Below are 25,606 nucleotides of genomic sequence, written 5' to 3' on the forward strand. Positions count from 1 at the left end.
AGAGCTTATTTTGCCCTTTATGGTGGAACTTTTACTAAAAAAGCGAAGTTCGAAAGAGTTGAATTTGCTAAAAAATATAGCTTGCATGAAACGCGGAAAAACTCAATTTTCTGCGTTATTTTACCTCAAATTTGAATTCTGATTACCACATGGCAGCCGAAGAACTCACTCTCAGCACTACTCCCGACCACGGCTACAATGAGGATAGTATCCGCTCCCTGGACTGGCGCGAGCATATCCGTCTGCGGCCCGGCATGTACATTGGCAAGCTCGGCGACGGGTCCGCGTACGACGATGGCATCTACGTGCTGGTAAAGGAAGTGATTGATAACTCGATAGATGAGCACGTGATGGGTCACGGCCGCACTATCGATATCAAGATTTCCGACCACCGGGTGCAGGTGCGCGACTACGGCCGGGGCATTCCGCTGGGTAAGGTAGTAGATGTAGTCAGCAAGATTAACACGGGCGGTAAGTACGACAGCAAAGTCTTTCAGAAATCTGTGGGCTTGAACGGCGTGGGTACCAAAGCGGTTAACGCCCTGAGCAATTATTTTCTGGTGCAGAGCGTCCGTGAGGGCGTGATGAAGTCGGCGGAGTTTACCCAGGGCCAGCTGGTGCAGGACCCCAAGCCGCAGAAAACCAGCCAACGCAACGGCACGCAAATCACCTTCCAGCCCGACGATACCATTTTCCGCAACTACCGCTTTATCCCGGAGTTTCTGGAAAGCCAGATCTGGAACTACGTTTACCTAAACGCGGGCCTCACCATCAACTTCAACGGCCAGAAGTTTTACTCCGAAAACGGCCTGCTGGACCTGCTGGCCCGTAAAGCCGACCCGGAGAGCCTGCGCTACCCCATTATTCACCTGAAGGGCGAAGACATTGAACTGGCCCTCACGCACGGCAACGACTACGGCGAGGAGTATTACAGCTTTGTAAACGGCCAGTACACCACCCAGGGCGGTACGCACTTGGCTGCCTTCCGCGAGGCGGTGGTAAAAACCATCCGGGAGTTCTATAAAAAGGAGTTTGACGCCGCCGACATTCGCGGTTCCATTGTAGCGGCCATTTCGGTGCGCGTGCAGGAGCCGGTGTTTGAAAGCCAGACCAAAACCAAACTGGGCTCCATGAACATGGGACCTGATGGTCCCACAGTGCGTGGCTTCATTCTGGACTACGTTAAGGAACACCTCGACAACTACCTGCACAAAAACCCGGCAACCGCCGAGGCCCTGCTTAAGCGCATTATGCAGAGCGAGCGGGAACGGAAGGACATGGCCGGTGTGAAAAAGCTGGCCAACCAGCGCGCCAAAAAAGCCAACCTGCACAACCGCAAGCTGCGCGACTGCCGCTTTCACCTGGGCGAAGGCAAACCCGAGCAGGGCGAGCATACCACCTTGTTCATCACGGAGGGTGACTCGGCCTCAGGCTCCATCACCAAAAGCCGGAACGTAGAGACCGAGGCCGTTTTCTCCCTGCGCGGTAAGCCCCTGAACTGCTTCGGGCTGAAGAAGAAGATTGTGTACGAAAACGAGGAGCTGAACCTGCTGCAGCACGCCCTCAACATCGAAGAAGGCATTGAAGGCCTGCGCTACAACCGCGTGGTTATTGCTACTGATGCCGACGTGGATGGCATGCACATTCGTCTGTTGCTGCTCACGTTCTTCCTGCAGTTCTTCCCGGATCTGGTCCGCAACGGCCACGTGTATATTCTGGAAACGCCGCTGTTCCGGGTACGCAACAAGAAAACCACCATTTATTGCTACAACGAGCAGGAAAAGCAGCAGGCCATGCGCCAGCTGGGCCGTAACCCCGAAATCACCCGCTTTAAAGGGCTGGGCGAAATCTCTCCTGATGAATTCGGTAAATTCATTGGCGAGAATATTCGCCTGGAACCCGTCATCTTGCAGTCGGAACGCAGCATTCACCAGGTGCTCACCTACTACATGGGCAAAAACACTCCCGACCGTCAGAACTTCATCATCGACAACCTGCGCCTGGAAAAAGACCTCGTGACTTCCGATGTGCTGCCGGTGGAGGAAGTGTTGGAGGCCGATTTAGCGTAGCTTTTTAACCTTCCGCCAGCCAGTAAATCTGGGAAGCAGGAGAGAAGTACAAGATGTAAGCACAAACTCACCTTAGGCTCGGACAGTCCTTATATGTGCTGCCGGTCCGTTTTCTGCTCCGCCATGTTTCCTTTACTGGATTTACTACGGCGCGGCGCTTTGCACCGCACGCGGGTTGAGGCCTTCTCTGATGGTGTTTTTGCCATTGTAGTGACCCTGCTGATTCTGGAAGTAAGGGTACCGCATTTAGAGCATGGCACCGTGGCTGAGCTAAAGCATGGCTTGCATGAGGTAGTCCCTAAAGTATTAAGCTGGGCAATCAGCTTTATTGTAGTCTGTAAATTTTGGATCAACCATTCCTACATCTTCAGTCTGGCTCGCCACAGCAGCTACGCCCTGATGTGGATCAATGCGTTGTTTCTGATGGCGCAGGCCTTCATTCCCTTTCCCACGGCTCTGTTAGGGGAGTATCCTTACAATCCATTAGCTGTGAGTTTCTTTGGCGTGGTGCTGCTGGTCAACACACTTCTGTTTGTCTGGATGCATTATTACATCAATGCTTATCTGCTACACGCGCATATGCATCGGGTGTCGCGGCGCACGTTGCTGAGTCGCTCCATGGTGGGGCCGGCTTGCTATGCATTAGGTGCTGGGCTGGCCTGGGTCAGTGTGTGGGCTGCCTTTGCGGTATACCTACTCACACCGCTGTTTTTTATCGTGCCTCTCCAACCCGACCATGGGCTGGCCGTGGCCGAAGGCCTGTTGGAAGAACCCTCCACAACTCCCAAACCTTACCCAGGCCACAGCTCGGTGTCGGTCTGAATTCAATAATTTAATTTGGCAGTGGCAGTCCGCCACACATCTTTGTTCCTGTGCTACACGAAACGAATCCCCCAGACCCAACTTCTTCTCCTGATCAGCAACCGGCTTTATTTGGTGCCGGCGATACGCTTGATTTTGATGCCTCCGCTGCGGAAGAAGTGGTAAAATTGGATGATGATTCCCTAACCGGCCTCTCAGAAGATGACCTATCCGGCGAAGAAGAGGAAATAAGCTCTTCGGAAACCGAACTGGAAACCTTGGAAGAAGGGGTGGAAGAAACCAAGTTTGCGCCCGGCGAGGCCGTGCACGATATGTCTTCCGTGCGCGGCATGTACCAGAACTGGTTTCTGGACTACGCCAGCTACGTAATTCTGGAGCGGGCCGTGCCCGCCATTGAAGATGGCCTGAAGCCGGTGCAGCGCCGGATTCTGCATGCCATGAAGGAAATGGACGATGGCCGCTTCAACAAAGTAGCCAACGTCATCGGCCAGACCATGCAGTACCACCCCCACGGCGACGCCTCCATCGGCGACGCCATGGTGAACCTGGGCCAGAAAGACCTGCTGATTGAAACCCAGGGTAACTGGGGCGACATCCGCACCGGCGACGGCGCGGCCGCTCCCCGTTACATTGAAGCCCGCCTGAGCAAGTTTGCCCTGGATGTGGTCTTCAACCCCGATACCACGGAGTGGCAGATGAGCTACGACGGCCGCAAGCGCGAGCCGACCACGCTGCCCGTGAAGTTTCCGCTGCTGCTGGCGCAGGGCGTGGAAGGCATTGCCGTGGGCCTAAGCACCAAGATCATGCCCCACAACTTCCGCGAGCTGTGCAAAGCCAGCATCGATGTGCTGAAGGGCCGTGATATTCAGCTGTTCCCCGACTTCCCGACGGGCGGTTTGTGTGACGTCACCAACTACAATGGGGGCCTGCGCGGGGCGAAAATCCGCCTGCGCGCCACCATTGAGAAGGCCGACAAGACTATGCTCATCATTCGCGACATTCCCTACGGCACCACCACCACGGCGCTGATGGAAAGCATCGTGAAGGCCTCGGAAGCGAATAAAATCAAGATCAAAAAGGTCGTCGATAACACGGCGGCCGAAGTGGAAATCCAGGTGCACCTGCCCACGGGCGTGTCGCCGGATCTGACCATGGATGCGCTCTACGCCTTCACCGACTGCGAAATCAGCATCTCGCCCAACACCTGCGTTATCATCGAGGACAAGCCCCGCTTTGTGGGCGTGGAGGATATGCTGCGCCTGAGCACCCAGAAAACGGTGCGGCTGCTGGAGCGGGAGCTGGAAATCAGGGAAGATGAGCTGCAGGAAAAGTGGCACTCAGCTTCACTGGAGAAGATTTTCATCGAGAACCGCATCTACCGCAAAATTGAGGAGTGCGAGACCTGGGCCGAAATTCTGGAGACCATTGACAAGGGCCTGAAGAAGTTTGTGCGCGTGCAGGGAGAGAAGGTGAAAGCCGACGACCAGCGCATTGTGCTGCGCCGCGCCATCACGGAAGACGACCTCACCCGCCTCACGGAAATCCGCATCAAGCGCATTTCCAAGTTCGATGGGTTTAAGGCCGATGAGTACATCCAGCGCCTGGAAGCGGAGCTGGCAGAAGTAGCCGACCACATGGCCAACCTCACCCGCTACGCCATCAACTACTTCGAGGGCCTACTGAAGAAGTACGGCACAGGCCGCGAGCGGAAAACCCAACTCCGCACCTTCGACGTGGTTACGGCCCAGAAAGTAGCCGTAGCCAACCAGAAACTCTACGTGAACCGCAAGGACGGCTTTGTGGGCTACGGCCTCAAAAAGGACGAACTGGTAGAATACATCTGCGACTGTTCCGACCTGGACGACATCATTGCCATCAAGCGCGACGGTACGTTCGTGGTGACGCGCATCGCCGAAAAGACCTTTGTAGGCAAGGATATTCTGCACGCCGGGGTCTACAACAAGAACGACGACCGGCTGGTGTACAACATGATTTATCAGGATGGTGCCTCCGGCATCAGCTTCGCCAAGCGCTTCCTGGTAACAGGCATCACCCGCGACAAATCCTACGACCTGACCAAAGGCACCAAGGGCACCAAAACGCTGTATCTCACCGCCAACCCCAACTCGGAGTCGGAAATTGTGAGTGTGCAGCTTTCGGATAAAGCCCCGGCCCGTGTGAAGCAGTTTGATTTTGATTTTGCCGAGCTGGCCATCAAAGGTAAAGGCTCTATGGGCAACATCGTCACCAAGCAGCCCATCAAGAAAATCACCCAGAAGTCCCTCGGCGACTCCACGCTGGGTGGCCGTGAAGTGTTCTTTGATAGTGTGGTAGGTCGCCTGAACACCGCCGGCCACGGCCGCTACCTCGGCACCTTCGATACCGACAATACGGTGCTGGTGGTGTACAAGGATGGCAGCTACGAGTTGAAGTCACCCGACCCGGCACTCCACTTTGATGTGCCCAACATCGTGTTGCTGCGCAAGCTGGAGCCCGATACGGTGCTTAGCGCGGTTTACATGGATGGCGAGACGAAAATCCATTACGTGAAGCGGTTTAAAATTGAAACCAGCACGTTGGAGAAGCGCTTTGTCTTCATCTCGGAAACCAAAGGCTCCAAGCTGCTGGCCGTAACTGCTAATCCCGAGCCCGCAGTAGAGTTGAAGCTGCAGCGCGACAAAAAAGCAGATAAAGAGGCCGAAACCATCCGTCTGCACGAGTTTATTGACGTGAAAGGATGGAAGGCCATGGGCAACAAGCTCAACTACTTCAAAGTGCACGGCGTCACACTGCTCACCGACGAAGGCCCTGAGCCCGAGCGCCGCGAAGTAGCTAAAAAGCGCGGCCCGGCTACGCTGCCACGCCCGCAGGGTGGTATGGGTGCCGCCGAAGCTCCTTTAGCCGAAAACAACGGACCGGTTGATATTTCCGCAGAAGACATAGCACAGGCCCAGGCCGTGTTACGTCGGCCCAAGTCACAGCTAAAACTGTTTTAAGCCTTCCTCTGCTTGAAAAGCCTTGATCTTCCGGATCAGGGCTTTTTTGTTGCCTCATGATTACAAGGCCAGCCACTGCAAACCGGCTGATGCAAAGTTTCTCCTACCAGGGTTCGCTACGAAGCGCGGAAAAACGCAGCTTTGCGTTAAGCTTTTACTGCCCTATGTACTTGCGGCTATTTTTAATGGGGTTATGGCTGGCTATGGCCCTAGGGTGCATGCCGCTGGCTTCCTATGCCCAGATAGCAGCACCAGCAACTGATGAAAAGCTTGCCCCCAAGCCCAGTATTAAAAAACTGTTGGCTGATGCCCGTAGCCTGCAGCGCCAGTACCGCGACTCCGAAGCCCTGGCTAAATATGAGGAAGTCATCTGGCGCGACGGAAAGAATGTGGAAGCCTTATGGCAAGCGGCTCTGATGAGCGTGCGCATCGGCTCTCGCTACACCGATGAAACTCGCAAGAGCCTATACTTCACCGCGGCACGTGGCTATGCTGAACGTTCCTGGGCGCTCCAGCCGGAAGCTGCTGAGCCGAACTACGCCGTGGCCCTGGTATTGGCTAATCAGGCCCTGCTGCTGCACGCCAAAGGGCGCCTGCAAACCTACCGAGACATGAAGCCTTATGTATTTAAGGCGGTGGCCCGCCGCCCTACCTGGTCGGAGGCCTGGCAATTGCTAGGCCGTTGGCACTACCGCGTAGACCACTATACTTTGTTAGAACGCCTGTTTAGCAGCCTTTTTCTGGGTGGGGCACCCAGTGGGGCCAGCAGCCGTCAGGCTATTGATGCCTTGCTGAAAGCGCAACAGCTGGATCCAAAGCGCATCCAGGTCTATTATGATCTGGCACGGGTATACGACACGCAAAAGCAGGATGAAAAAGCCATTCAGGTGCTGCAGGAAGCTGCTTTACTTACCCCTATTACCACCGAAGAGTTGGAAATAAGCCGGCGGTGCCGCATTCTGCTTACCCGGCTGGAGCGCAAGCACCCTGCCAAAGCGGCCGGTACCCCTGGATAGGTAGGTGCCGTCAAATGCCCATAGTAGGAGCGGTCCTGCGTATCTTTGTCCTATGTTCTGGCGCCCACAGTACTTTTTCCTGGTTCCATCCTTGGCTTTGGCACTTTCAGCTTGTGGCAGCTCCGCTAAGGAACAGCCCGATATGATGGTGAACCTGGCCACTGTGCAAAGTGGCCCGGCCATTCAGGCGCATGACTTGGAAGGGGCAATTGCCCGCCAACCCCGCAACGCCAGCTTATATGCACGCCGGGCCGCTTTTCGGTTAGATGCCGGCCAGCCAGCGCAAGCGTTGCAGGATATCGAAGAAGCGCTCCGGCTGGACGATACGCCGGGCGAGTATTACTTCCTGCAAGCCCGGGCCCGGCGTGGGCTGGGCCAGTTACAAAGCACTCTGAAAGCGGCAGAGGCTGCTTCCCGCCATGGTTTTGCCTCCCCGCAACTTAGCTTGCTGGTAGGTGAAACCTATCTGGCTGCCCGCCGCTACCAGGATGCGCTGGACCACCTGGACCGTACCCTGCAGCAGGAGCCCGAAAACGCGGCAGCGCTTTTCTATAAAGGTCTGGCCTATGTGAATCTGCAGGATACTACTCAGGCTTTCGACTTTCTGCGCGCCAGTCTGGCTCGCGACCCGCGACAACCTGAAATTCTGCATCAGCTGGCTTTTCTTAGCAATGCTACCCGCAAGCCCGGTGATGCTGCCGTATTCGCCTCCCGTGGTTTAGCGGTGGCGCCCACCTACGGCCCACTTTGGTATGACAACGGACGCCAGCATGATTTGCTGGGGCGCCCCGACAGTGCCCGGCAAAATTACCTGCGCGCCCTGCGCTATGACACCACACTTTACCGAGCTGACTACCGCCTGGGTGTGGCTTATGTAAAGGAGCGTCGCCCGGCCGAGGCTCTACCGCATTTGCAGCGCGCCCTACGCCGCTCTACAATGCTCCCCAATGCCCGTCAGCTGCTGGCCGAGAGCTACGAGGCGTTAGGCCGAGCACAGGAAGCTGCTGCACAGTATCAGCTGCTGGTAAAGGAAAACCCGGGAAATAAGCACTGGAGCTACATGGCCTGGAAAGCTGCAGCTAAAGCCCGCGGCGAGTCTACGGACACCGTAATGCGCCGCCGGGAAGCACCGGTAGAACCTATCCAGCAACGGGAGCCTGAGGCGCTGCCCTTTTAAGAAGCTTTAGCTTTCCTAGACGTGCAGGATATGTCCTGAATTAAGAGGCAAGCCTAGATTTCGGGTGATAAGAGGCTGGGTTGAATAATGCTTCTGGCTCCGGTAGGTTCCTTTTTCGGGCCTTTCCCGCTAACTTGCGGCCTCACGGCTGTTTGTATAGCCATTATCAACTTAATCCATGATTGATATCACCCTCCCCGACGGTTCGGTGCGCCAGTTTGTAGATGGCGCCACGGGCTACGATGTAGCTGCCAGCATTAGCGAAGGCCTCGCCCGCAATGCCCTCGGTGTGCGCGTCAACGGCGAAGTGCGCGACCTGCACCGCCCCATTGAGCAAAATGCCAACATCGAAATCCTGACCTGGAATGATCAGGCCGGCAAAGCCACCTTCTGGCACTCATCGGCTCACTTGATGGCTGAAGCGCTGGAGGCTCTGTATCCCGGCGTAAAGCTGGGCATTGGCCCCAGTATTGAGAATGGTTTTTATTACGATGTAGACTTCGGCGAAGGCCGCAGCATCTCGTCAGATGATTTCGTCAACGTCGAGAAAAAGATGCTGGAGCTGGCTAAAAATAAAAGTCAGTATGTGCGCCGGGAGGTGCCCAAAGCGGAAGCCATTACCTATTTCGAGGAAAAAGGCGACCCCTACAAGCTGGACCTGCTGCAGGGCCTGGAAGATGGCACCATTACCTTCTACACGCAGGGTGGCTTCACAGACCTGTGCCGCGGACCCCATATTCCTGATACCAGCCCCATTAAAGCAGTAAAGCTGATGAACGTGGCCGGGGCCTACTGGCGCGGCGACGAGAAGAGCAAGCAGCTGACACGCATTTACGGCATCACCTTCCCCAAAGCCAAAGAGCTTTCAGAATATCTGGAGCGGCTGGAAGAAGCCAAGCGCCGGGACCACCGCAAGCTGGGCAAGGAGCTGGAGCTATTCGCTTTTTCCGATAAAGTAGGAGCGGGGCTGCCCTTATGGCTGCCCAAAGGCACGGCCCTGCGCGAGCGACTGGAGCAATTCCTGCGCCGCGCCCAGGTAAAAGCGGGCTATCTGCCCGTTGTTACGCCCCATATCGGCTCTAAAGAACTGTACGTAACCAGCGGCCACTACGAAAAGTATGGTGCCGACTCGTTCCAGCCCATCAAAACGCCAAACCCGGGCGAGGAATTCTTCCTCAAGCCCATGAACTGCCCGCACCACTGCGAAATCTATAAAACCAAGCCCCGCTCGTACCGCGACCTGCCCTTACGCCTGGCCGAGTTCGGTACCGTGTATCGCTATGAGCAGAGCGGCGAGCTGCATGGCCTGACGCGCGTCCGTGGCTTTACGCAGGATGATGCGCACATCTTCTGCCGCCCTGATCAGGTGAAGGAAGAGTTCCTGAAGGTAATCGACATTGTGCTCTACGTACTGAAGGCACTGGATTTTCCCGACTTCACAGCGCAGATTTCCCTTCGCGACCCGGAGAACAAGACCAAGTATATTGGGTCTGATGAAAACTGGGCCCGTGCTGAAGCCGCCATTCAGGAAGCTGCGCAGGAAAAAGGCCTCAAAACGGTAACTGAACTGGGTGAGGCGGCATTCTACGGCCCTAAGCTGGACTTCATGGTGCGCGACGCCATTGGCCGCAAGTGGCAGCTAGGCACCATTCAGGTAGACTATAACTTACCTGAGCGCTTCGACCTGGAATACGTGGCGTCGGATAACTCCCGGCAGCGCCCAGTTATGATTCACCGGGCGCCATTTGGCTCCTTGGAGCGCTTCGTAGCCGTGCTGATTGAGCACTGCGGAGGCAACTTCCCGCTCTGGCTCTCGCCAGAACAGTTCGCCGTTCTGCCTATTTCGGAGAAATATCAGGACTACGCTCAGCAGGTTTATGACCGTCTGATGCAGGCCGAACTGCGTGGTTCTCTGGATAGCCGCGATGAAAAAATCGGTCGGAAAATCCGGGATGCGGAAATGGCGAAAGTGCCCTATATGTTGATTGTAGGGGAGAAGGAGCAGGAAAATGGCATTGTTTCCGTTCGCCGCCATGGCGAAGGCGACATGGGCAGCATGCCCATTGATGCCTTCATCCGAAACTTCCAGGATCAGGTAAATGAAATGACGCAAGCCATTTAGATAGCCCACCGGAAGCTTCTATTCTGCCCGTTTCTTTTTTAGAATTGAAAAAAAACCGGATATTTGCCAGCTGATGACGCCCGCCCGGCTTTCCCGGACGGGCGTCATCATCGCCAACAAGCCATATCTCTCACTTAGTAAGGAGGACCAACTCATAGCTACCCCAAATCGCCGCTACGTACCCCGCCAGCAGGTGGAGGAGCCGTTCAAAATCAACCAGAAAATTACTGCCCGCGAAGTGCGCCTGGTAGGCGAGAATGTGGAAGTAGGTATCTACCCGATTGAACAAGCTCGTCGCTTCGCGCAGGAGCAGAATCTGGATCTGGTGGAAATTTCGCCCACGGCCGTTCCGCCCGTGTGCCGTGTTATCGACTACTCCAAGTTCAAGTACGAGCAGAAGAAGCGTACCCGCGAGCTGAAAGCCAAAGCCACGAAAGTGGTGGTGAAGGAAATTCGTTTCGGTCCTAACACCGATGACCACGACTTTGCCTTTAAGCTGAAGCACGCGCAGGAATTCCTGAAGGAAGGCGCCAAAATCAAAGCATATGTGCATTTCGTGGGTCGCTCCATTGTATTTAAGGAGCGCGGCGAGATTCTACTGCTGAAGTTTGCGCAGGCCCTGGAAGACCTGGCCAAAGTTGAGCAACTGCCCAAGCTGGAAGGCAAGCGTATGTTCCTGTACCTGGCTCCAAAAGTGGTAGTAAAGCCCAAGACGGCCGCTCCGGCCCCGGCCGCTAAGCCAGCCGGTGCGAAAGAGAATGGAGCAAAAGAAGCTGCTCCTAAGGCATCTGCTCCCAAAGAAGCAACTGAATAAGCAGGCTTCCTGCTGACTGATTTTTCCAGGCGAACCGGCCATAGGCAGCCGGCCGCCGCAGTTTTTACCTTTTTAAACCCCGCACAATGCCGAAAATGAAAACCAAATCCGCTGCCAAAAAGCGTTTCACGCTCACCGGCACCGGTAAAATCAAGCGTAAGCACGCCTTCAAATCGCACATCCTGACCAAGAAAACCACCAAGCAGAAGCGTAACCTCACGCATGCTACCCTGGTTAGCTCGGCAGACATGAACCGCGTAAAGGACATGCTGAATCTCTAATTGATTTTTTCGGTTCTAATTACTAGGTATCTGCCGAAGGGCTTTTAACCAAGGCGAGGAACTACAAAAATCAAGACCAAACATTCACCCGGTATCCGGTACATAAGCTGAACTTTGAGCAGCACCGGCCACCAAAAACAAAGTAGGTTATGCCAAGAAGTGTAAACCACGTGGCTTCACGCCACCGTCGGAAAAAAGTAATGCGTTTAGCGAAAGGCTATTTCGGCCGTCGCAAAAACGTATGGACCGTAGCTAAAAACGCCGTAGAAAAAGGTCTGCTGTATGCATACCGTGACCGTAAAACCAAGAAGCGCGAGTTCCGTGCCCTCTGGATTCAGCGTATCAACGCTGGTGCTCGTCAGTACGGCATGTCATACTCCCAGTTGATGGGCGGCCTGAAAAAGGCTGGCATCGAGCTGAACCGTAAGGTTCTGGCTGATCTGGCTCTGAACCACCCCGAGGCTTTCAAAGGCATTGTGGAGAAAATCAAGTAAGCTTCCTGCTTACTGTTCAACGAAAAAGCCTGACCGCACTGGTCAGGCTTTTTTATTGCTTAAAATAGCCTTATCGGCCATTTAGAAGAGAAAAAGGGATATTCTTATTCGGGAAGAGAGGTGGCCTCCTGTAGCCACTGACGGGCTTGCTGAATATCCTGAAAAAGGTGCATTTCAAATCGGTTGCCTACGCGCTATTGCATTTCCTCAGCTGGTGCTTGCCCAAAAATGCCGGGCGCTACCACGTGAGCAAAGCGGGTGAGGCCGGCTGCCAGTACCTGTGGCATACATTCCTGCTCAATCCAGTCGTTGGCTTGGCTCCAGGAGCCCCCACTACGGCACAGTTGTCATTCAGAATGTGGGGGCACTTGGTTTTCTTGAGTTCCTCTAATACTCCCAAACAGCCCTGAATAACGGCATGAGTAGATAATAGCCCCCGCCACTCATTGTATATCTACTGGTTGTGGGTATCGTGGTGTACGGTCAGAAAGACCTTGCCAAACGAGTTGGTAAATTGTTGCATTGGGGCCCTAGGGAAGAGGCGGGAAATGTTCCGTGGTCATTTCAATAAAAAAACCGCATCAGCAAGGAGCTAATGCGGTTTTTCTAAGTAGCGGGGACGAGAGTTGAACTCGTGACCTCAGGGTTATGAATCCTGTGCTCTAACCAACTGAGCTACCCCGCCGGGTTTTTGGTGGGGCAAAGGTAGGCACAAGATTTGTCGCGGCGCAACCCTTGGTGCAAAAAAAAACCACTGTATCTTGCCGGAGCCTGATGGACGTCTTTTGTTGCTGAGGCCTATGGTTCCGTTTTTCACAAGCTTATGCCCCTATCTGCTACTCGCTCCAAGCACCGTTTCACGGTAGAATATCCGGTTAATGCCTCGCCCAAGATCCTCTATCCATACTTAGCCTCCGCCACGGGGCTCAGTCAGTGGTTCTGCCAGCGCGTCCGCACCATTGATAATCACCAGTTCATTTTTACCTGGGATAACCAGGACCACTTTGCTGAGATGAACTCGCACCGGACCAACCGCTCGGTTCGGTTTGTGTTTCTGGATAAAAACCGCCGCCATATGCCGGATGCTAACTATCTGGATTTTACCCTAGACTCTTCGGAGTTGACCCAGGAAGTATTTCTGCGTATTGTGGACTATTCAGAAGAAACCGATGAGATTGAGCTGCAGGAAATGTGGGATAGTCTGATTCAGAATCTGCGCGAACAGGTAGGCGGCTAGCCAACCTCTTTTTTGCCCCGGGAGGGAAAGCCACACGAATAGTACCTTCGTGTAGCTTTCCCTCTTTTGCTTACTCAGGCAGCCTTGCCTAATTGCTTTATGAAGAAACTGGATAAACTGATTTTACGGGCGTTTGTAGGGCCTTTTGTACTCACCTTCGCCGTGGTAGAATTTATCCTGCTCACGCAATACATGCTGAAGTATCTGGATGATATTATCGGCAAGGATTTGGGTGCAGGCGTTCTTCTTCAGTTGCTGTTCTATTTCAGCGTACTGATTGTACCTATTTCCCTGCCGCTGGCCGTGCTACTCTCGGCCTTGATGACCTATGGCAATCTGGGCGAACATCAGGAGCTCACGGCCATAAAAACCTCCGGCATTTCGCTAACGCGCATTCTGCGTCCCGTATTTCTGGTGAGTGCTGTACTGTCGGGCCTGGCTTTCTGGTTCAATAACAATATTGTACCCACGGCCAATCTAGAGGCGTTTAGCCTGCTCTGGGATGTGCGCCAGCAAAAGCTAGCGCTGGATATCAGAGAAGGTATTTTCTACAACGGCATTCCAGGTTACACCATTAAAGTAGACAAGAAGGAGGGAGAGAATGGCGACCTGCTGAAAGGCGTCATGATTTACGACCACACCCGCAACAATGGCAGCTCGGCTGTTATTCTGGCCGATTCCGGGCGCATGTTCACCCGCTACGGTGGTCAGTACCTGAGTCTGGAGCTTTTCCGCGGCACCATGTACCTGGAGCAGCCGGAAGCCCGGGACCGGAACGAAACCGGCTTTGCCCGCCAGAGCTTCCATAAAAACACCATTACGTTTTCCCTCGCATCTTTTTCCCTTGACCGCACCAAAAAAGAGCTGTTTTCTGAAAACAAGATGATGAAGAACATTCCGCAGCTGCACGCCTACACCGATTCGCTGCATGATCAGCTCAATCTGCAGCGTACCCGCCTAAGCCGCGAGCTGAGTGTGTACTACACCTATCTTCGCTTTGATACGGTAGGTCAGAAATCCCGGCAGCGGGTGGCTAACTGGAAGCCCATTGCGACGAAAGTATTGCCTCCGCCTTCCGAGAGCCTGATGATGAATGCCGCCGACCGGGCCCGCAATGTGCGCTCCTTCGCCGCCAGCTCCGCCGAAAGCCTGACCAACCTACAGCGCGACACCAACAACTACCGCATTGAGATTTTCCGGAAATACACCCAGTCCATAGCCGTGCTGATTATGTTTCTGATAGGGGCACCACTGGGGGCCATTATCAAGAAAGGCGGGCTAGGGGTACCCGTGCTTATTTCTATCCTTTTCTTCATTGTGTACTATGTACTGTCCATCATTGGGGAAAAATATGGACGGGAAGATGTACTGCCGGTAGGAGCCGGCATGTGGATGGCAAATGCTGTGTTGTTGCCCATAGGGCTGTTTTTTCTCTATCAGGCCCGCCATGACTCCGGCTTGCTGGATGTAGAGTTCTGGCGGCGGCTTCCGGCAAAAATTCGTTGGCCCTTTCGTGGCTATAAGAAAGCACTGTAAGTAGGAAAGAGCCGCAATAAAGGGGAGCAAGTAGCCTGCCGGCGCCTTCTCCAATTCTTCGGGCTTTTTCCTGTGAATCCCAATCAAAAAAGCTTACCTTTGCGGCCACCCCGAGGTGCGGGGTGAAATTTTCTTTCTCACTTTTAATCCAAGACGGGGAAACCTATCTGCCGATGAAACTTACTACCGAAGCAAAACAGGCCATCTTTGAAAAGAACAGCCTGCAAAAAGTAGCCACCGATACCGGTTCTGCTGAAGCCCAAATTGCGCTGTTCACGCACCGCATCAACCACCTGACCGAGCACCTGAAGGTGAACAAGAAGGACTTCTCGACCCGCCTGGGTCTGCTGAAGCTGGTTGGTAAGCGTCGTCGCATGCTGGATTATCTGCAGCACCGCGAAATCAACCGCTACCGCGCTATTATCAAGGAGCTGGGTATCCGCAAGTAACCCGCCCCGCCGGAGCAGGGAGCCTTTCAACGAAGGTTCCCTGCTCTTTTTTTGTGCAGCCCGGTCACTTTTTAAGCGTCTCGGGCTGTTAGCTTTCCAAAGAAGATTCCCTAGAGCAAATCAGAGCTACTGCTAGCCTTGATTTTACGGCTGCTCGCCCGCTGTCGCTTTTTCAAGCAAACCCACACGATGCCCAACTACAACGCGGTTACCAAACACATTACCCTGCCCGATGGTCGGCAGATTTCCATTGAAACTGGCAAGCTGGCCAAATTCGCTGATGGCGCCGTAGTGGTGCGCCTGGGTGATGCCATGCTGTTGGCTACGGTTGTTTCCCAGCCCAGCCAGCGCGAAGGCGTGGATTTCCTGCCCCTGTCGGTAGATTACCAGGAGAAATTCGGCGGTGCCGGCAACATTCCCGGCTCATTCCAGCGTCGTGAAGGCCGCCTGTCGGACCAGGAAATCCTGGTTTGCCGCCTTGTAGACCGCATCCTGCGCCCCATGTTCCCCAAGGACTATCACTACGAGGTGCAGGTGATGATTACGCTGATTTCAGCTGATAAAACCGTTCAGCCAGATGCTCTGGCTGCGCTGGCTGCTTCAGCTGCTCTGTCGATTTCCGATATTCCCTTCGCTGGTCCGATTTCGGAAGTACGCGTAGCCCGTATCGACGGCAAGCTGCAGATTAACCCCCTCACCGCTGACATTGCTCGCGCCGACATCGACCTGATTGTGGGTGCTACCGCTGACTCGGTGGCCATGGTGGAAGGTGAAATGGACGAAGTGAGCGAAGAGGAAATGGTAGAAGCCATTGCTTACGCCCACGAAGCCATTAAAGAGCAGGTCCGCGTGCAGCAGGAGCTGGCCGCCGCCGTGGAAAAATCCCACGTGAAGCGCGAGTATCCGAAGTACGATGAAAACGAAGACCTGAAGCAGCGCATTCATGAAGGGGTATACCAGCACGCCTATAGAATCGCGCAGTCGGGCAACACCAGCAAAGCCGGCCGTAAGGAGGCTTTTGGTGAGGTGAAGAAGTCTTTGAGCGAGAAAATCCTCGAAGATCAGCCAGAACTGGACATGAAGATGTTCGGCCGCTACTATTCTTCTGCCGAGAAGAAAGCCATCCGCGACATGATGATTAAGGAGCGCACCCGCCTTGATGGCCGCGCGCTGACTGAAATTCGCCCTATCTGGAGCGAGGTGAACTACCTGCCCGGTGCGCACGGCTCGGCCCTGTTCACCCGCGGCGAAACCCAGTCGCTGACCACGGTTGCCCTCGGCACCAAGCTCGATGAGCAAATCATCGACACGGCCATGACTTCAGGTTACAGCAAGTTCATGCTGCACTACAACTTCCCCGCTTTCTCTACGGGTGAAGTGAAGCCTAACCGCGGCCCCGGCCGTCGGGAAATTGGCCACGGCAACCTGGCTATGCGCTCTTTGAAGAAGGTTTTACCTTCGGATGATGAGAATCCTTACACCATCCGTATCGTGTCGGACATCCTGGAGTCGAACGGCTCCTCGTCGATGGCGACGGTATGCGCTGGCTCTATGGCCTTGATGGACGCGGGCATTAAAGTGCGCGCCGCCGTTTCGGGTATTGCCATGGGCCTGGTTCAGGACAAAGAAACCGGCGAATACGCCGTGCTTTCCGACATCCTGGGAGATGAGGACCACCTCGGCGACATGGACTTTAAAGTAACCGGCACCGAGAAAGGTATCGTGGCTTGCCAGATGGACATCAAAATCCAAGGGCTGAGCGCCGAAATCATGACGGCTGCCTTGCACCAGGCCCGCGAAGGCCGCCTGCACATCCTGCGTGAGATGGCCAAGACCATAAGCGAGCCAGCAGCTGAGTTGAAGCCTCACACGCCTCGCTCGCACAAGATGCTCATCGATAAAGAGTATATCGGTGCGGTTATCGGACCTGGCGGCAAGGTTATTCAGCAAATCCAGAAGGACACCAACGCCACGGTTATCATCGAGGAGAAGGACGAGAAAGGCCACGTAAGCATCTACGCTTCCAATCAGGAAGATATGCAGGCGGCTATCGACCGGATCCGGGCTATTGCTGCCACGCCAGAAGTAGGCGAAACCTATAAAGGCAAAGTTCGCAGCATCCAGCCGTACGGTGCTTTCGTAGAAATCATGCCGGGTAAGGATGGTCTGCTGCACATTTCGGAAGTAGCCCATGAGCGTCTGGCTACGCTGGAAGGCGTACTGGAAGTAGGGCAGGAAATTGACGTGAAACTGCTCGATATCGACAAGAAAACCGGTAAGTACCGCTTGTCGCGCAAGGTATTGCTGCCAAAGCCTGAGAAGGCCGCTGCCAGCAATGGGGAGGAGCAGCCCAGCTAGCTGAACTTAATCGGGCGTCGGAGGGTTGATTCTCTCCGATACCCGTACCCATCCGGATGTTCTACGTAACCAAACACACTTCACTTCCGCGCCCGCAATGAGACAGTTAAAAATCAGCAAGCAGATAACCAACCGCGAAAGCCAGTCGCTGGATAAATACCTCCAGGAGATTGGTAAAGTGGATCTGCTCACTCCCGATGAGGAGGTGACGCTGGCGCAACGCATTAAAGAAGGCGACCAGCAAGCGCTGGAAAAGCTGACCAAGGCCAACCTCCGTTTCGTGGTGTCGGTGGCCAAACAATACCAGAACCAGGGCCTTTCGCTGGGCGACTTGATCAACGAGGGTAACCTCGGTCTGATCAAGGCAGCCAAGCGTTTCGATGAAACCCGGGGCTTTAAGTTTATCTCCTACGCTGTTTGGTGGATTCGTCAGTCGATTCTGCAGGCTTTGGCCGAGCAGTCGCGCATTGTACGTCTGCCCCTTAACCGGGTAGGCTCGCTGAATAAAATCAGCAAATCCTTCTCGGAGCTGGAGCAGAAATTTGAGCGGGAGCCCTCGCCCGAAGAAATTGCCGAAGTTCTGGAACTCACCACCTCCGAAGTAGTGGACACCCTGAAAATCTCGGGTCGCCACGTATCCGTGGATGCACCGTTCGTGCAGGGCGAAGAAAACCGCCTGCTGGACGTGCTGGAGAACGAGGACGAGGAGAGCCCGGACATGGGTCTGATGAACGACTCGCTCCGCAAGGAAGTGCAGCGCGCCCTGAGCACGCTCACCAAGCGCGAAGCCGATGTTATCACGCTGTATTTCGGCCTGAACGGGGAGCACTCCCTCACGCTGGAAGAAATCGGTGAGAAGTTTAACCTCACCCGTGAGCGGGTTCGTCAGATTAAGGAAAAAGCTATTCGCCGCCTGCGCCATACTTCGCGCAGCAAAGCGCTAAAGCCTTACCTGGGGTAAGCGCTTTACTCAATTTAAAAAACCCTGACCCACCGGTTGGGGTTTTTTGTTGTAGTACTAGGCTGCTACTTTTTTAAGCTTCCAGAGAAGATTTAATAGTAGCTGGCAACTTAGTAAAAGGCAATTACCTGCAGCAGGCTGCTGAGCTTGGTGTTACTAGTTACCTTTGCACTCCCAACCCCAACTTGTCGGGCCCTGGCGGGCCCCTTTGCTACTGCCTTCTCATGGAGAATACTACCCCGGAACACGTAAAGTGTCTGATTATTGGCTCCGGCCCCGCCGGCTATACTGCCGCTATTTATGCAGCCCGCGCTAACATGGCGCCCGTTATGTACCAGGGCCTGCAGCCCGGCGGTCAGTTGACGATTACCAATGACGTAGAGAATTTCCCCGGCTACCCCGACGGCATTATGGGCCCGGAGATGATGGAAGACCTGAAAAAGCAGGCCGCCCGCTTTGGTACGGACATCCGCTATGGCCTGGCTACCGCTGTAGATTTCTCGGGGCATCCACATAAGGTGACCATTGACGAAAGCAAGGAAATTACCGCCGATGCCGTCATCATTGCTACCGGAGCTTCGGCCAAATGGCTGGGCCTGGAGTCTGAGGCCCGGCTGAATGGCTCAGGTGTATCGGCTTGCGCCGTGTGTGACGGTTTCTTTTACCGGGGCCTGGACGTAGTCATTGTGGGCGCCGGCGACACGGCTGCTGAGGAAGCTACCTATCTGGCTAACCTCTGCAAAAAAGTGTATATGCTGGTGCGGAAAGGGGAGATGCGCGCCTCGAAAATCATGCAAAAACGCGTAGCGGATAACCCGAAAATTGAGGTACTATATAACACCGCTACCGACGAGATTCTGGGCGAGCATGCCGTGGAAGGCGTACGCGTGAAAAACGTGCTGACCCATGAAACCCGGGAACTGCAGGTGCAAGGTTTCTTTGTGGCTATTGGCCACGAGCCCAACTCCAAAATATTCCAGCCTTACCTGCACCACGACGAAATGGGCTACCTGAAAACCATTCCAGGCACGGCCAAAACCAACGTGGACGGTGTGTTTGCCTGCGGTGATGTGCAGGATTACACCTACCGTCAGGCCGTAACCGCTGCCGGCTCTGGCTGTATGGCTGCGCTGGATGCTGAGCGGTATCTGGCAGCCTTAGGCGTACACTAGCCTGCACACCAGCGTTATATTCCGGCTTGTATACCAGTTGAGCTTGGTTATGCGTTGGTTGCGTACTTTGCTGAAAGCCTCTGTCTTTTTACGCAGCGGCTTTCCTGAATCCTAATTCTATTGCAGTTGTTGAACTTCGTGAAATTCTGGCTGGTGCCGCTACTTTTGATAGTGGCCCTGCTGGCAGCTCCCACCTCCGCACAGGCCCAGCGCCGCAAGCCCGGCCCAACCCGGGCCAAAGGCAGCTCCAGCGGAAACCGTAAGGACTTTTTTCGGTTTAAGTCGCCCGTAATCCGTTATGTGCGGCCTGATACCACCGTCCTGATAAAGACGGAGGACTTACCCGACGACGACTCGGAAGCAGCAAAATCCATTTACTTCAACCCGGCTAAAAAACTCTCTATTGTTAGTGAGGATACTTCTTCGCTAAACGAGGGAGAGCAGCGCATTGTGGAAATATCGGAACAGGTGCTGATTGACAGCTCCTGGATTAAGGTGGCCGGGTATTATGCCATTTGGGACACGCGCAACATCAACCCTTATCGGGTAGATGGACGCCGCCTCAAAGACACGCTCAACCTGCACCTGACCGACCCACCCCGGCAACGCTTCGCCAAAATGCCGCTGCTCACCACGCCGCTCACTTCCGATTTCGGTTTTCGGGGTTCGCGCTGGCACTACGGGGTAGACCTGGATCTGGAAACCGGGGACTCTGTGAAAGCGGCCTTTGATGGGGTAGTGCGCATTTCCAAGTGGGACGGCTCGGGTTATGGTAACTACCTCCTGGTGCGCCATTACAATGGTGTTGAAACCCTGTACGGTCACCTGCAAAAGGCGCTGGTGGCACCGGGTACCTTTGTAAAAGCCGGCCAGCTGATTGGTAAGGGTGGCAGTACGGGCCGCAGTACTGGCTCGCACCTTCATTTTGAGGTGCGCTACGAAGGCAACCCCATTGACCCGGAGCGCATGTACGACTTCCCGGACTACAAGCTGCGCGGTGACAATTTTCAGATTACTTCGGCGCTGTTTAATTACTATAGCCGCGCTTTGCGGGCCCGCTCATCCTCGCACCGTTCCGGTACACCCACCGCCGCTCGGCGCGTAGTTACGCACCGCATCCGCTCCGGCGATACGCTTTCCGAAATTGCTCAGAAGTATGGGGTATCGGTCAGCCAGATAAAGCGCCTAAACAAAGGTACCGCCACGCTAAAGCTCGGCCGTACGCTGCGAATTAAGTAAACGAAGTAAAACTACATTTGTCATCCTGAGTGGGCGCAGAGCCTCTTTCCAATTAGCACAAATCGTTCATCTGATTTGTAGCTCGGGAAAGGCCCTACCTCTACTCAGGATGCTGGTTTTTATAATCTTTCCTTCTTTCTTGCTTCCATGAAATTAGACATACTGGCTTTGGGTGCTCATCCGGATGATGTAGAAATGTCCTGTTCCGGCACCCTGCTAGCCGCTGCTGCGGCAGGTAAAAAAATCGGTATTGTTGATTTCACGCGGGGCGAATTAGGGACTCGCGGCACCCCCGTAACCCGCGCCCAGGAGGCTGAAGTGGCCAGCCGCATTCTGGGCCTGAGCGTGCGCGAAAACCTGGGCCTGCCCGATGGCTTCTTTCGCAACGACCGGGAACACCAGTTGCCCGTTATTGCTGCCATCCGCCGTTACCGGCCCGAGGTGGTGCTCTGCAATGCTATCCATGACCGGCACCCTGACCATGGACGTGGCTCTCAGTTGGCCTCGGAAGCCTGTTTTCTTAGTGGACTACGCATGATTGAAACCTTGGGCGATGATGGGCAGCCCCAGCAGCCCTGGCGACCACACGTGGTGTACCACTACATTCAGGACCGGCAAATTGCCCCCGATTTTGTAGTCGACATCACGGAGTTTTGGCCCAAGAAATGGGAATCCATTAAAGCCTACCGCACTCAGTTTCACGATCCGGAAAGCACGGAGCCTATCACGTACCTCTCTACGCCCGTTTTCTCCAATTTCATGGAAGCCCGCGCCCGTGAGTTTGGCCACATGATAGGAGCGGAGTTTGGGGAAGGATTCACGCGTGAACGGCCCTTAGGAGTGAAGGATATTACGGAGTTGATTTAACAGGTATCAGCAGAAGCCACCACTAGCCCTTTGTAGTGGCTACACTGCATAACATGGTGGACATTATACCCTGGGCAATACCCTCCGGTGGTGATTCTCACGCCAGGCAACCCAGCCCTTTGGCCGAACCATGGCTTTCTTTAGATTTAGGCTCTGAATCAAATTAATACCATTGCTTTATTTCATTATTCATGGCGGTTGAATCCAATAATTCATCGAACAAGGATATTGCCTCGCATAGGTTAGTTGAAGCCAAATCCCAAGTAAATGAGGTAATATTTCCTAGGCGAAAGCGGCTCAATGAGGCTGTTGTTACTACAGCAGTACAATTAGTGCCCCTTATAAAGTTGCTTGATTTCATTCAGCCACAAGTAGCCAGCGAATCGGTTTTTCATACCCGCCGCAAGAAGATACAGGCTCATTTTGCCGAAGTGTATTCCGAAATCAGAACAGAGCGGCCCAAACGCCAGGCGTTGATTTTTGCCTTTCAGGCACTTTCAGAACTGGTACGGGAAGAAGCCCACGACATCAGTAAAGATGAGCTACAGCAGGCTGCCAAGGAAGTAGTGCTTGCTACACTCAAGAACGCTCCCGGCTTGATTAATGTGGCCCACCAGGCGAGGTTATTGTCTTAATTAGCCTTTGCCATAAACACTCTATTCATCCGGCAAGATGCACGAGGTATGGTTAAAGAAAAGGGCGGCTCTCAATAAGGGCCGCCCTTTTCTTTTTGCTAAACTCTGCTAGCGTGAGCCTAATCGGTTCCGTTTCCAGGCAGAACCCGTTGTAGCGGGAGCATCTTGCGCTGCGGAAGTAGGTGTCTTCTTTTCCAAAAGCAGCATAGCCCCTAATACTGCTGCCAACTTATGTTCTGCTTCAACCGCCGCAGGTTTCAGGGAATCAACTGTGAAATGGTCCCGGATGAAGTTCGTGTCGAAGTGGCCGCTTACAAAGGCGGGGTGCTGCAGCACATAGCGGCCAAAGCCCAGCGTGGTTTCGATGCCCGTAATCTGATACTCGTCGATGGCGCGCAGCATCCGCTCAATGGCCTCTTGGCGGTCCTTACCAAAGGTGACAAGTTTGGCAATCATGGGGTCGTAGTAAATCGGGATGTCCATGCCTTGCTCGAAGCCATCATCCACGCGTACTCCGGGGCCTTGCGGGCGCACATAAGTGGTCAGGGTTCCGATGTCGGGCAGGAAGTTGTTCTGCGGGTCTTCAGCGTACACACGCAGCTCTAGGGCATGGCCCGTTATGGTTAAGTCTTCCTGCGTGAAGGGTAGGGGCTGACCCTCGGCCACACGGATCTGCTCCTTTACCAGATCAAGGCCTGTGATTTGCTCCGTTACGGGGTGCTCTACCTGCAGGCGGGTGTTCATCTCCAGGAAGTAGAAGTTGTGGTTCTCATCCAGCAGAAACTCCACGGTACCGGCTCCGGTGTAGTCGCAGGCGCGGGCCACGTCTACGGCGCACTGGCCCATACGAGCGCGCAGTTCCGGAGTGAGCACGGAGGAAGGTGCTTCTTCAATGACTTTCTGGTGGCGGCGCTGAATAGAGCATTCCCGCTCAAACAGATGCACAATATGGCCATGTTCATCGCCCAGCACCTGAATTTCGATGTGGCGCGGCGAGCCAATGTATTTCTCGATGAAAACAGCACCGTCACCAAAGGCGGAAACTGCTTCGTTTACCGCCAGCTGCATCTGTTCCTCAAAATCAGCTTCCGCATTTACAATGCGCATGCCTTTACCGCCGCCGCCCGCGGAGGCTTTAATCAGGATGGGAAAGCCTACTTCACGCGCAATCTGCTTGGCAGCCTCTACATCCGAAATGGCCTCTTCTGTGCCCGGCACCATCGGAATGCCATATTGGGAAACCGCCTGTTTAGCAGCCAGCTTCGAGCCCATCAGCTCCATAGCTTCCGGCGAAGGGCCCACGAAAATTAACCCAGCTTCCTTCACCATTCGGGCAAATGCGGCGTTTTCGCTCAGAAAGCCATAGCCTGGGTGAATAGCATCAACGCCCAACTCCCGGCATACTTCCAGAATCTTATCACCGCGCAGGTAGCTTTGGGCTGAGGCAGGCGGGCCCACACATACGGCCTCATCAGCATAGCGTACATGCAAGGCGTTGCGGTCAGCTTCACTATATATAGCCACGGTTTTCAGCCCCATTTCTTTGGCTGAGCGCAGTACGCGCAATGCAATTTCGCCCCGGTTGGCAACAAGCAGCTTGGTGATTTTTTTCATGCAGTGGGTGGGAGAGGAGCAGAATAAATAAATTGGCAGGCAACGGCAACAGGGCTGGTTGGGTACTCAATTAGCACCCCAACCTCGGCACGCCTCATGGATCGGCTGCATTTTACTATCGTTCTGGGTTATCTTTAACCTGGAACCGATACCCAAAGAAACGCCATTCTGGCGGCTCCATAAAATGCAAGGCGGAATTTCAAGACCACCCTCGTTCTGTTGGATGCCTCGCACGGGAAGGTTACCTTTGCGGATTGCCATAACTTTGCACATCGGGGGTGCTGTTATTTTCTACCCAACCCCTTGATTTCTTTTCACATCTAACCCTGTTCCTTCGTGGATCTATTTGAGAAGATTGCCGCCAACCGCGGCCCGCTGGGCAGCCACGCGCATTATGCACATGGTTATTTCTCATTCCCTAAACTGGAAGGCGAGATAAAGCCCCGCATGATTTTTCGCGGTAAAGAGGTGCTCACCTGGAGCCTGAATAACTATCTGGGCCTGGCTAACCACCCGGAAGTTCGCAAGGCGGATGCCGAGGCGGCAGCCGAGTACGGTATGGCCCTGCCCATGGGCGCCCGCATGATGTCCGGCAACTCCAACCTGCACGAGCAGCTGGAGAGCGAGCTGGCCGACTTCGTGAAGAAGCCCGACTGCATGCTCCTCAACTTCGGCTACCAGGGTGTAGTTTCTATTATCGACGCCATGGTGAACCGCCACGACGTGATTGTATACGATGCCGAGTCACACGCCTGCATCATTGATGGCGTACGTCTGCACCAGGGCAAGCGCTTTGTGTATACCCACAACGACATGGCCAGCCTGGAAAAGCAGCTGGAGCGCGCCAAGCGTATCACGGATGAAACCGGTGGCGGTATTCTGGTAATTACGGAAGGCGTATTCGGCATGTCCGGCAACCAGGGCGACCTGCGCGGCGTGGTGGCTTTGAAGGAGAAATTCGAGTTCCGTTTGTTCGTAGATGATGCCCACGGTTTCGGCACAATGGGCACTACCGGCGCCGGAACGGGCGAAGAACAAGGCGTGCAGGATGGTATTGACCTTTATTTTTCGACGTTTGCGAAGAGCATGGCCAGCATTGGTGCCTTCGTGGCCGGCCCTGAGAACGTAATTGAATATTTGCGCTACAACATGCGCAGCCAGATTTTCGCCAAATCCTTGCCCATGGTGCTTGTTGTGGGCGCTTTGAAGCGTTTGGAGCTGCTGCGTACGCAACCCGAGCTGAAGGATAACCTCTGGACCGTGGTACGTGCCCTGCAAAGCAGCCTGCGCGAAAAAGGCTTCAACATTGGCACCACAACCTCGCCCGTAACGCCCGTGCTGCTGGCCGGCGAAATCAGCGACGCCACCCAGCTAATCTTCGATCTACGTGAGAATCACGCTATTTTCTGCTCTATCGTGGTTTATCCGGTAGTACCGAAGGGAGTAATTATGCTCCGCCTGATTCCTACGGCGTCTCACTCGCTGGAAGACGTAAAAGAGACCATAACGGCCTTTGAGGCCGTTGCAGCCAAGCTTGATAAGGGCTTGTACTCCAAAACCCAGGTGACTGTATAAGCAGCAGGCACTATGGAGCAAGCGCCGGAGCCCGCAAGGGTTCCGGCGCTTATGCTTTATAGGACTTTCTATAGAATTGACTTGGCAAGCTGGACAGGGTAACTAGATAAATTAGAGGTCGAATCTGGGAATAGCGGCTGAAAAGGGGGTTTTTAAAAAAAGTTGAACTATT

At 54.4% G+C, this 25,606-nt stretch carries 19 protein-coding genes, 1 tRNA gene and 1 pseudogene; 19 read left to right on the top strand and 2 right to left on the bottom strand.

Going from position 1 to position 25,606, the window contains the following annotated elements; translation table 11 throughout:
• Positions 1 to 149: 149 nt before the first annotated feature.
• The 9 genes and pseudogenes from Q4G72_RS11040 to rplT all read left to right on the top strand — a co-directional run bounded on the left by Q4G72_RS11040 (position 150) and on the right by rplT (position 11,791).
• On the top strand, positions 150 to 2,069 hold the full coding sequence (locus tag Q4G72_RS11040) for a DNA topoisomerase IV subunit B (protein WP_303311484.1): 1,920 nt from the start codon (positions 150 to 152) through the stop codon (positions 2,067 to 2,069).
• A gap of 123 nt (positions 2,070 to 2,192) precedes the next feature.
• Entirely contained in the window at positions 2,193 to 2,891 is a 699-nt protein-coding gene (locus Q4G72_RS11045) for a TMEM175 family protein (protein WP_303311485.1), read from the top strand.
• Between the two features lie 227 nt (positions 2,892 to 3,118).
• The gene (locus Q4G72_RS11050; RefSeq protein WP_502213679.1) at positions 3,119 to 5,887 is read left to right on the top strand and encodes a DNA gyrase/topoisomerase IV subunit A; all 2,769 of its coding nucleotides are present in this window, start codon (positions 3,119 to 3,121) and stop codon (positions 5,885 to 5,887) included.
• A 164-nt stretch (positions 5,888 to 6,051) separates the two neighbouring features.
• Positions 6,052 to 6,903, top strand: a complete 852-nt coding sequence (locus Q4G72_RS11055) for a tetratricopeptide repeat protein (protein WP_303311486.1) — start codon at positions 6,052 to 6,054, stop codon at positions 6,901 to 6,903.
• Positions 6,904 to 7,000: 97 nt separating this feature from the next.
• On the top strand, positions 7,001 to 8,080 hold the full coding sequence (locus Q4G72_RS11060) for a tetratricopeptide repeat protein (RefSeq protein WP_303311487.1): 1,080 nt from the start codon (positions 7,001 to 7,003) through the stop codon (positions 8,078 to 8,080).
• 178 nt (positions 8,081 to 8,258) lie between these two features.
• Positions 8,259 to 10,202 carry a threonine--tRNA ligase gene (gene thrS / locus Q4G72_RS11065; RefSeq protein WP_303311488.1) on the top strand — a complete coding sequence of 648 codons (1,944 nt, stop codon included), beginning with the start codon at positions 8,259 to 8,261 and terminating at the stop codon, positions 10,200 to 10,202.
• Positions 10,203 to 10,356: 154 nt separating this feature from the next.
• Positions 10,357 to 10,914: pseudogene (gene infC / locus Q4G72_RS11070) on the top strand (translation initiation factor IF-3); the annotation flags it as partial.
• Positions 10,915 to 11,102: 188 nt separating this feature from the next.
• Entirely contained in the window at positions 11,103 to 11,297 is a 195-nt protein-coding gene (gene rpmI / locus Q4G72_RS11075) for a 50S ribosomal protein L35 (protein ID WP_303311489.1), read from the top strand.
• A 149-nt stretch (positions 11,298 to 11,446) separates the two neighbouring features.
• Positions 11,447 to 11,791 (top strand): 50S ribosomal protein L20, encoded by a 345-nt coding sequence (gene rplT, locus Q4G72_RS11080; protein WP_044513576.1) that lies wholly within the window; start codon positions 11,447 to 11,449, stop codon positions 11,789 to 11,791.
• A gap of 611 nt (positions 11,792 to 12,402) precedes the next feature.
• Here the strand turns inward: rplT and Q4G72_RS11085 are convergent.
• Positions 12,403 to 12,476: transfer RNA gene (locus Q4G72_RS11085), tRNA-Met, on the bottom strand.
• Positions 12,477 to 12,614: 138 nt separating this feature from the next.
• On the opposite strand from Q4G72_RS11085, the gene Q4G72_RS11090 reads away from it, so the two are divergent.
• From Q4G72_RS11090 to Q4G72_RS11130, 9 genes are all read left to right on the top strand, one after another.
• Entirely contained in the window at positions 12,615 to 13,028 is a 414-nt protein-coding gene (locus Q4G72_RS11090; protein ID WP_303311490.1) for an START-like domain-containing protein, read from the top strand.
• A gap of 99 nt (positions 13,029 to 13,127) precedes the next feature.
• On the top strand, positions 13,128 to 14,564 hold the full coding sequence (locus tag Q4G72_RS11095) for an LptF/LptG family permease (RefSeq protein ID WP_303311491.1): 1,437 nt from the start codon (positions 13,128 to 13,130) through the stop codon (positions 14,562 to 14,564).
• A 173-nt stretch (positions 14,565 to 14,737) separates the two neighbouring features.
• On the top strand, positions 14,738 to 15,013 hold the full coding sequence (rpsO, locus tag Q4G72_RS11100; RefSeq protein WP_303311492.1) for a 30S ribosomal protein S15: 276 nt from the start codon (positions 14,738 to 14,740) through the stop codon (positions 15,011 to 15,013).
• Positions 15,014 to 15,202: 189 nt separating this feature from the next.
• A complete protein-coding gene (gene pnp / locus Q4G72_RS11105) occupies positions 15,203 to 17,371 on the top strand; it encodes a polyribonucleotide nucleotidyltransferase (protein ID WP_303311493.1) in 2,169 nt (722 codons plus the stop codon).
• A gap of 97 nt (positions 17,372 to 17,468) precedes the next feature.
• Positions 17,469 to 18,332: a sigma-70 family RNA polymerase sigma factor gene (locus Q4G72_RS11110; protein WP_044513580.1), complete on the top strand. Its 864-nt coding sequence runs from the start codon at positions 17,469 to 17,471 to the stop codon at positions 18,330 to 18,332.
• 224 nt (positions 18,333 to 18,556) lie between these two features.
• Positions 18,557 to 19,504, top strand: a complete 948-nt coding sequence (gene trxB / locus Q4G72_RS11115; protein ID WP_303311494.1) for a thioredoxin-disulfide reductase — start codon at positions 18,557 to 18,559, stop codon at positions 19,502 to 19,504.
• Between the two features lie 120 nt (positions 19,505 to 19,624).
• Positions 19,625 to 20,743 carry a peptidoglycan DD-metalloendopeptidase family protein gene (locus tag Q4G72_RS11120; RefSeq protein WP_303311495.1) on the top strand — a complete coding sequence of 373 codons (1,119 nt, stop codon included), beginning with the start codon at positions 19,625 to 19,627 and terminating at the stop codon, positions 20,741 to 20,743.
• A 147-nt stretch (positions 20,744 to 20,890) separates the two neighbouring features.
• Positions 20,891 to 21,610: a bacillithiol biosynthesis deacetylase BshB1 gene (gene bshB1, locus Q4G72_RS11125; protein ID WP_303311496.1), complete on the top strand. Its 720-nt coding sequence runs from the start codon at positions 20,891 to 20,893 to the stop codon at positions 21,608 to 21,610.
• Positions 21,611 to 21,801: 191 nt separating this feature from the next.
• Positions 21,802 to 22,245: a hypothetical protein gene (locus Q4G72_RS11130; RefSeq protein ID WP_303311497.1), complete on the top strand. Its 444-nt coding sequence runs from the start codon at positions 21,802 to 21,804 to the stop codon at positions 22,243 to 22,245.
• Between the two features lie 108 nt (positions 22,246 to 22,353).
• Here the strand turns inward: Q4G72_RS11130 and accC are convergent, their stop codons facing one another.
• A complete protein-coding gene (gene accC, locus Q4G72_RS11135; protein ID WP_303311498.1) occupies positions 22,354 to 23,859 on the bottom strand; it encodes an acetyl-CoA carboxylase biotin carboxylase subunit in 1,506 nt (501 codons plus the stop codon).
• A gap of 336 nt (positions 23,860 to 24,195) precedes the next feature.
• On the opposite strand from accC, the gene Q4G72_RS11140 reads away from it, so the two are divergent.
• Positions 24,196 to 25,434: an aminotransferase class I/II-fold pyridoxal phosphate-dependent enzyme gene (locus Q4G72_RS11140; RefSeq protein ID WP_303311499.1), complete on the top strand. Its 1,239-nt coding sequence runs from the start codon at positions 24,196 to 24,198 to the stop codon at positions 25,432 to 25,434.
• Positions 25,435 to 25,606 lie beyond the last annotated feature (172 nt).

The organism is Hymenobacter sp. BT730, assembly GCF_030542105.1.
In the GTDB taxonomy this organism is placed as follows: Bacteria; Bacteroidota; Bacteroidia; order Cytophagales; family Hymenobacteraceae; genus Hymenobacter.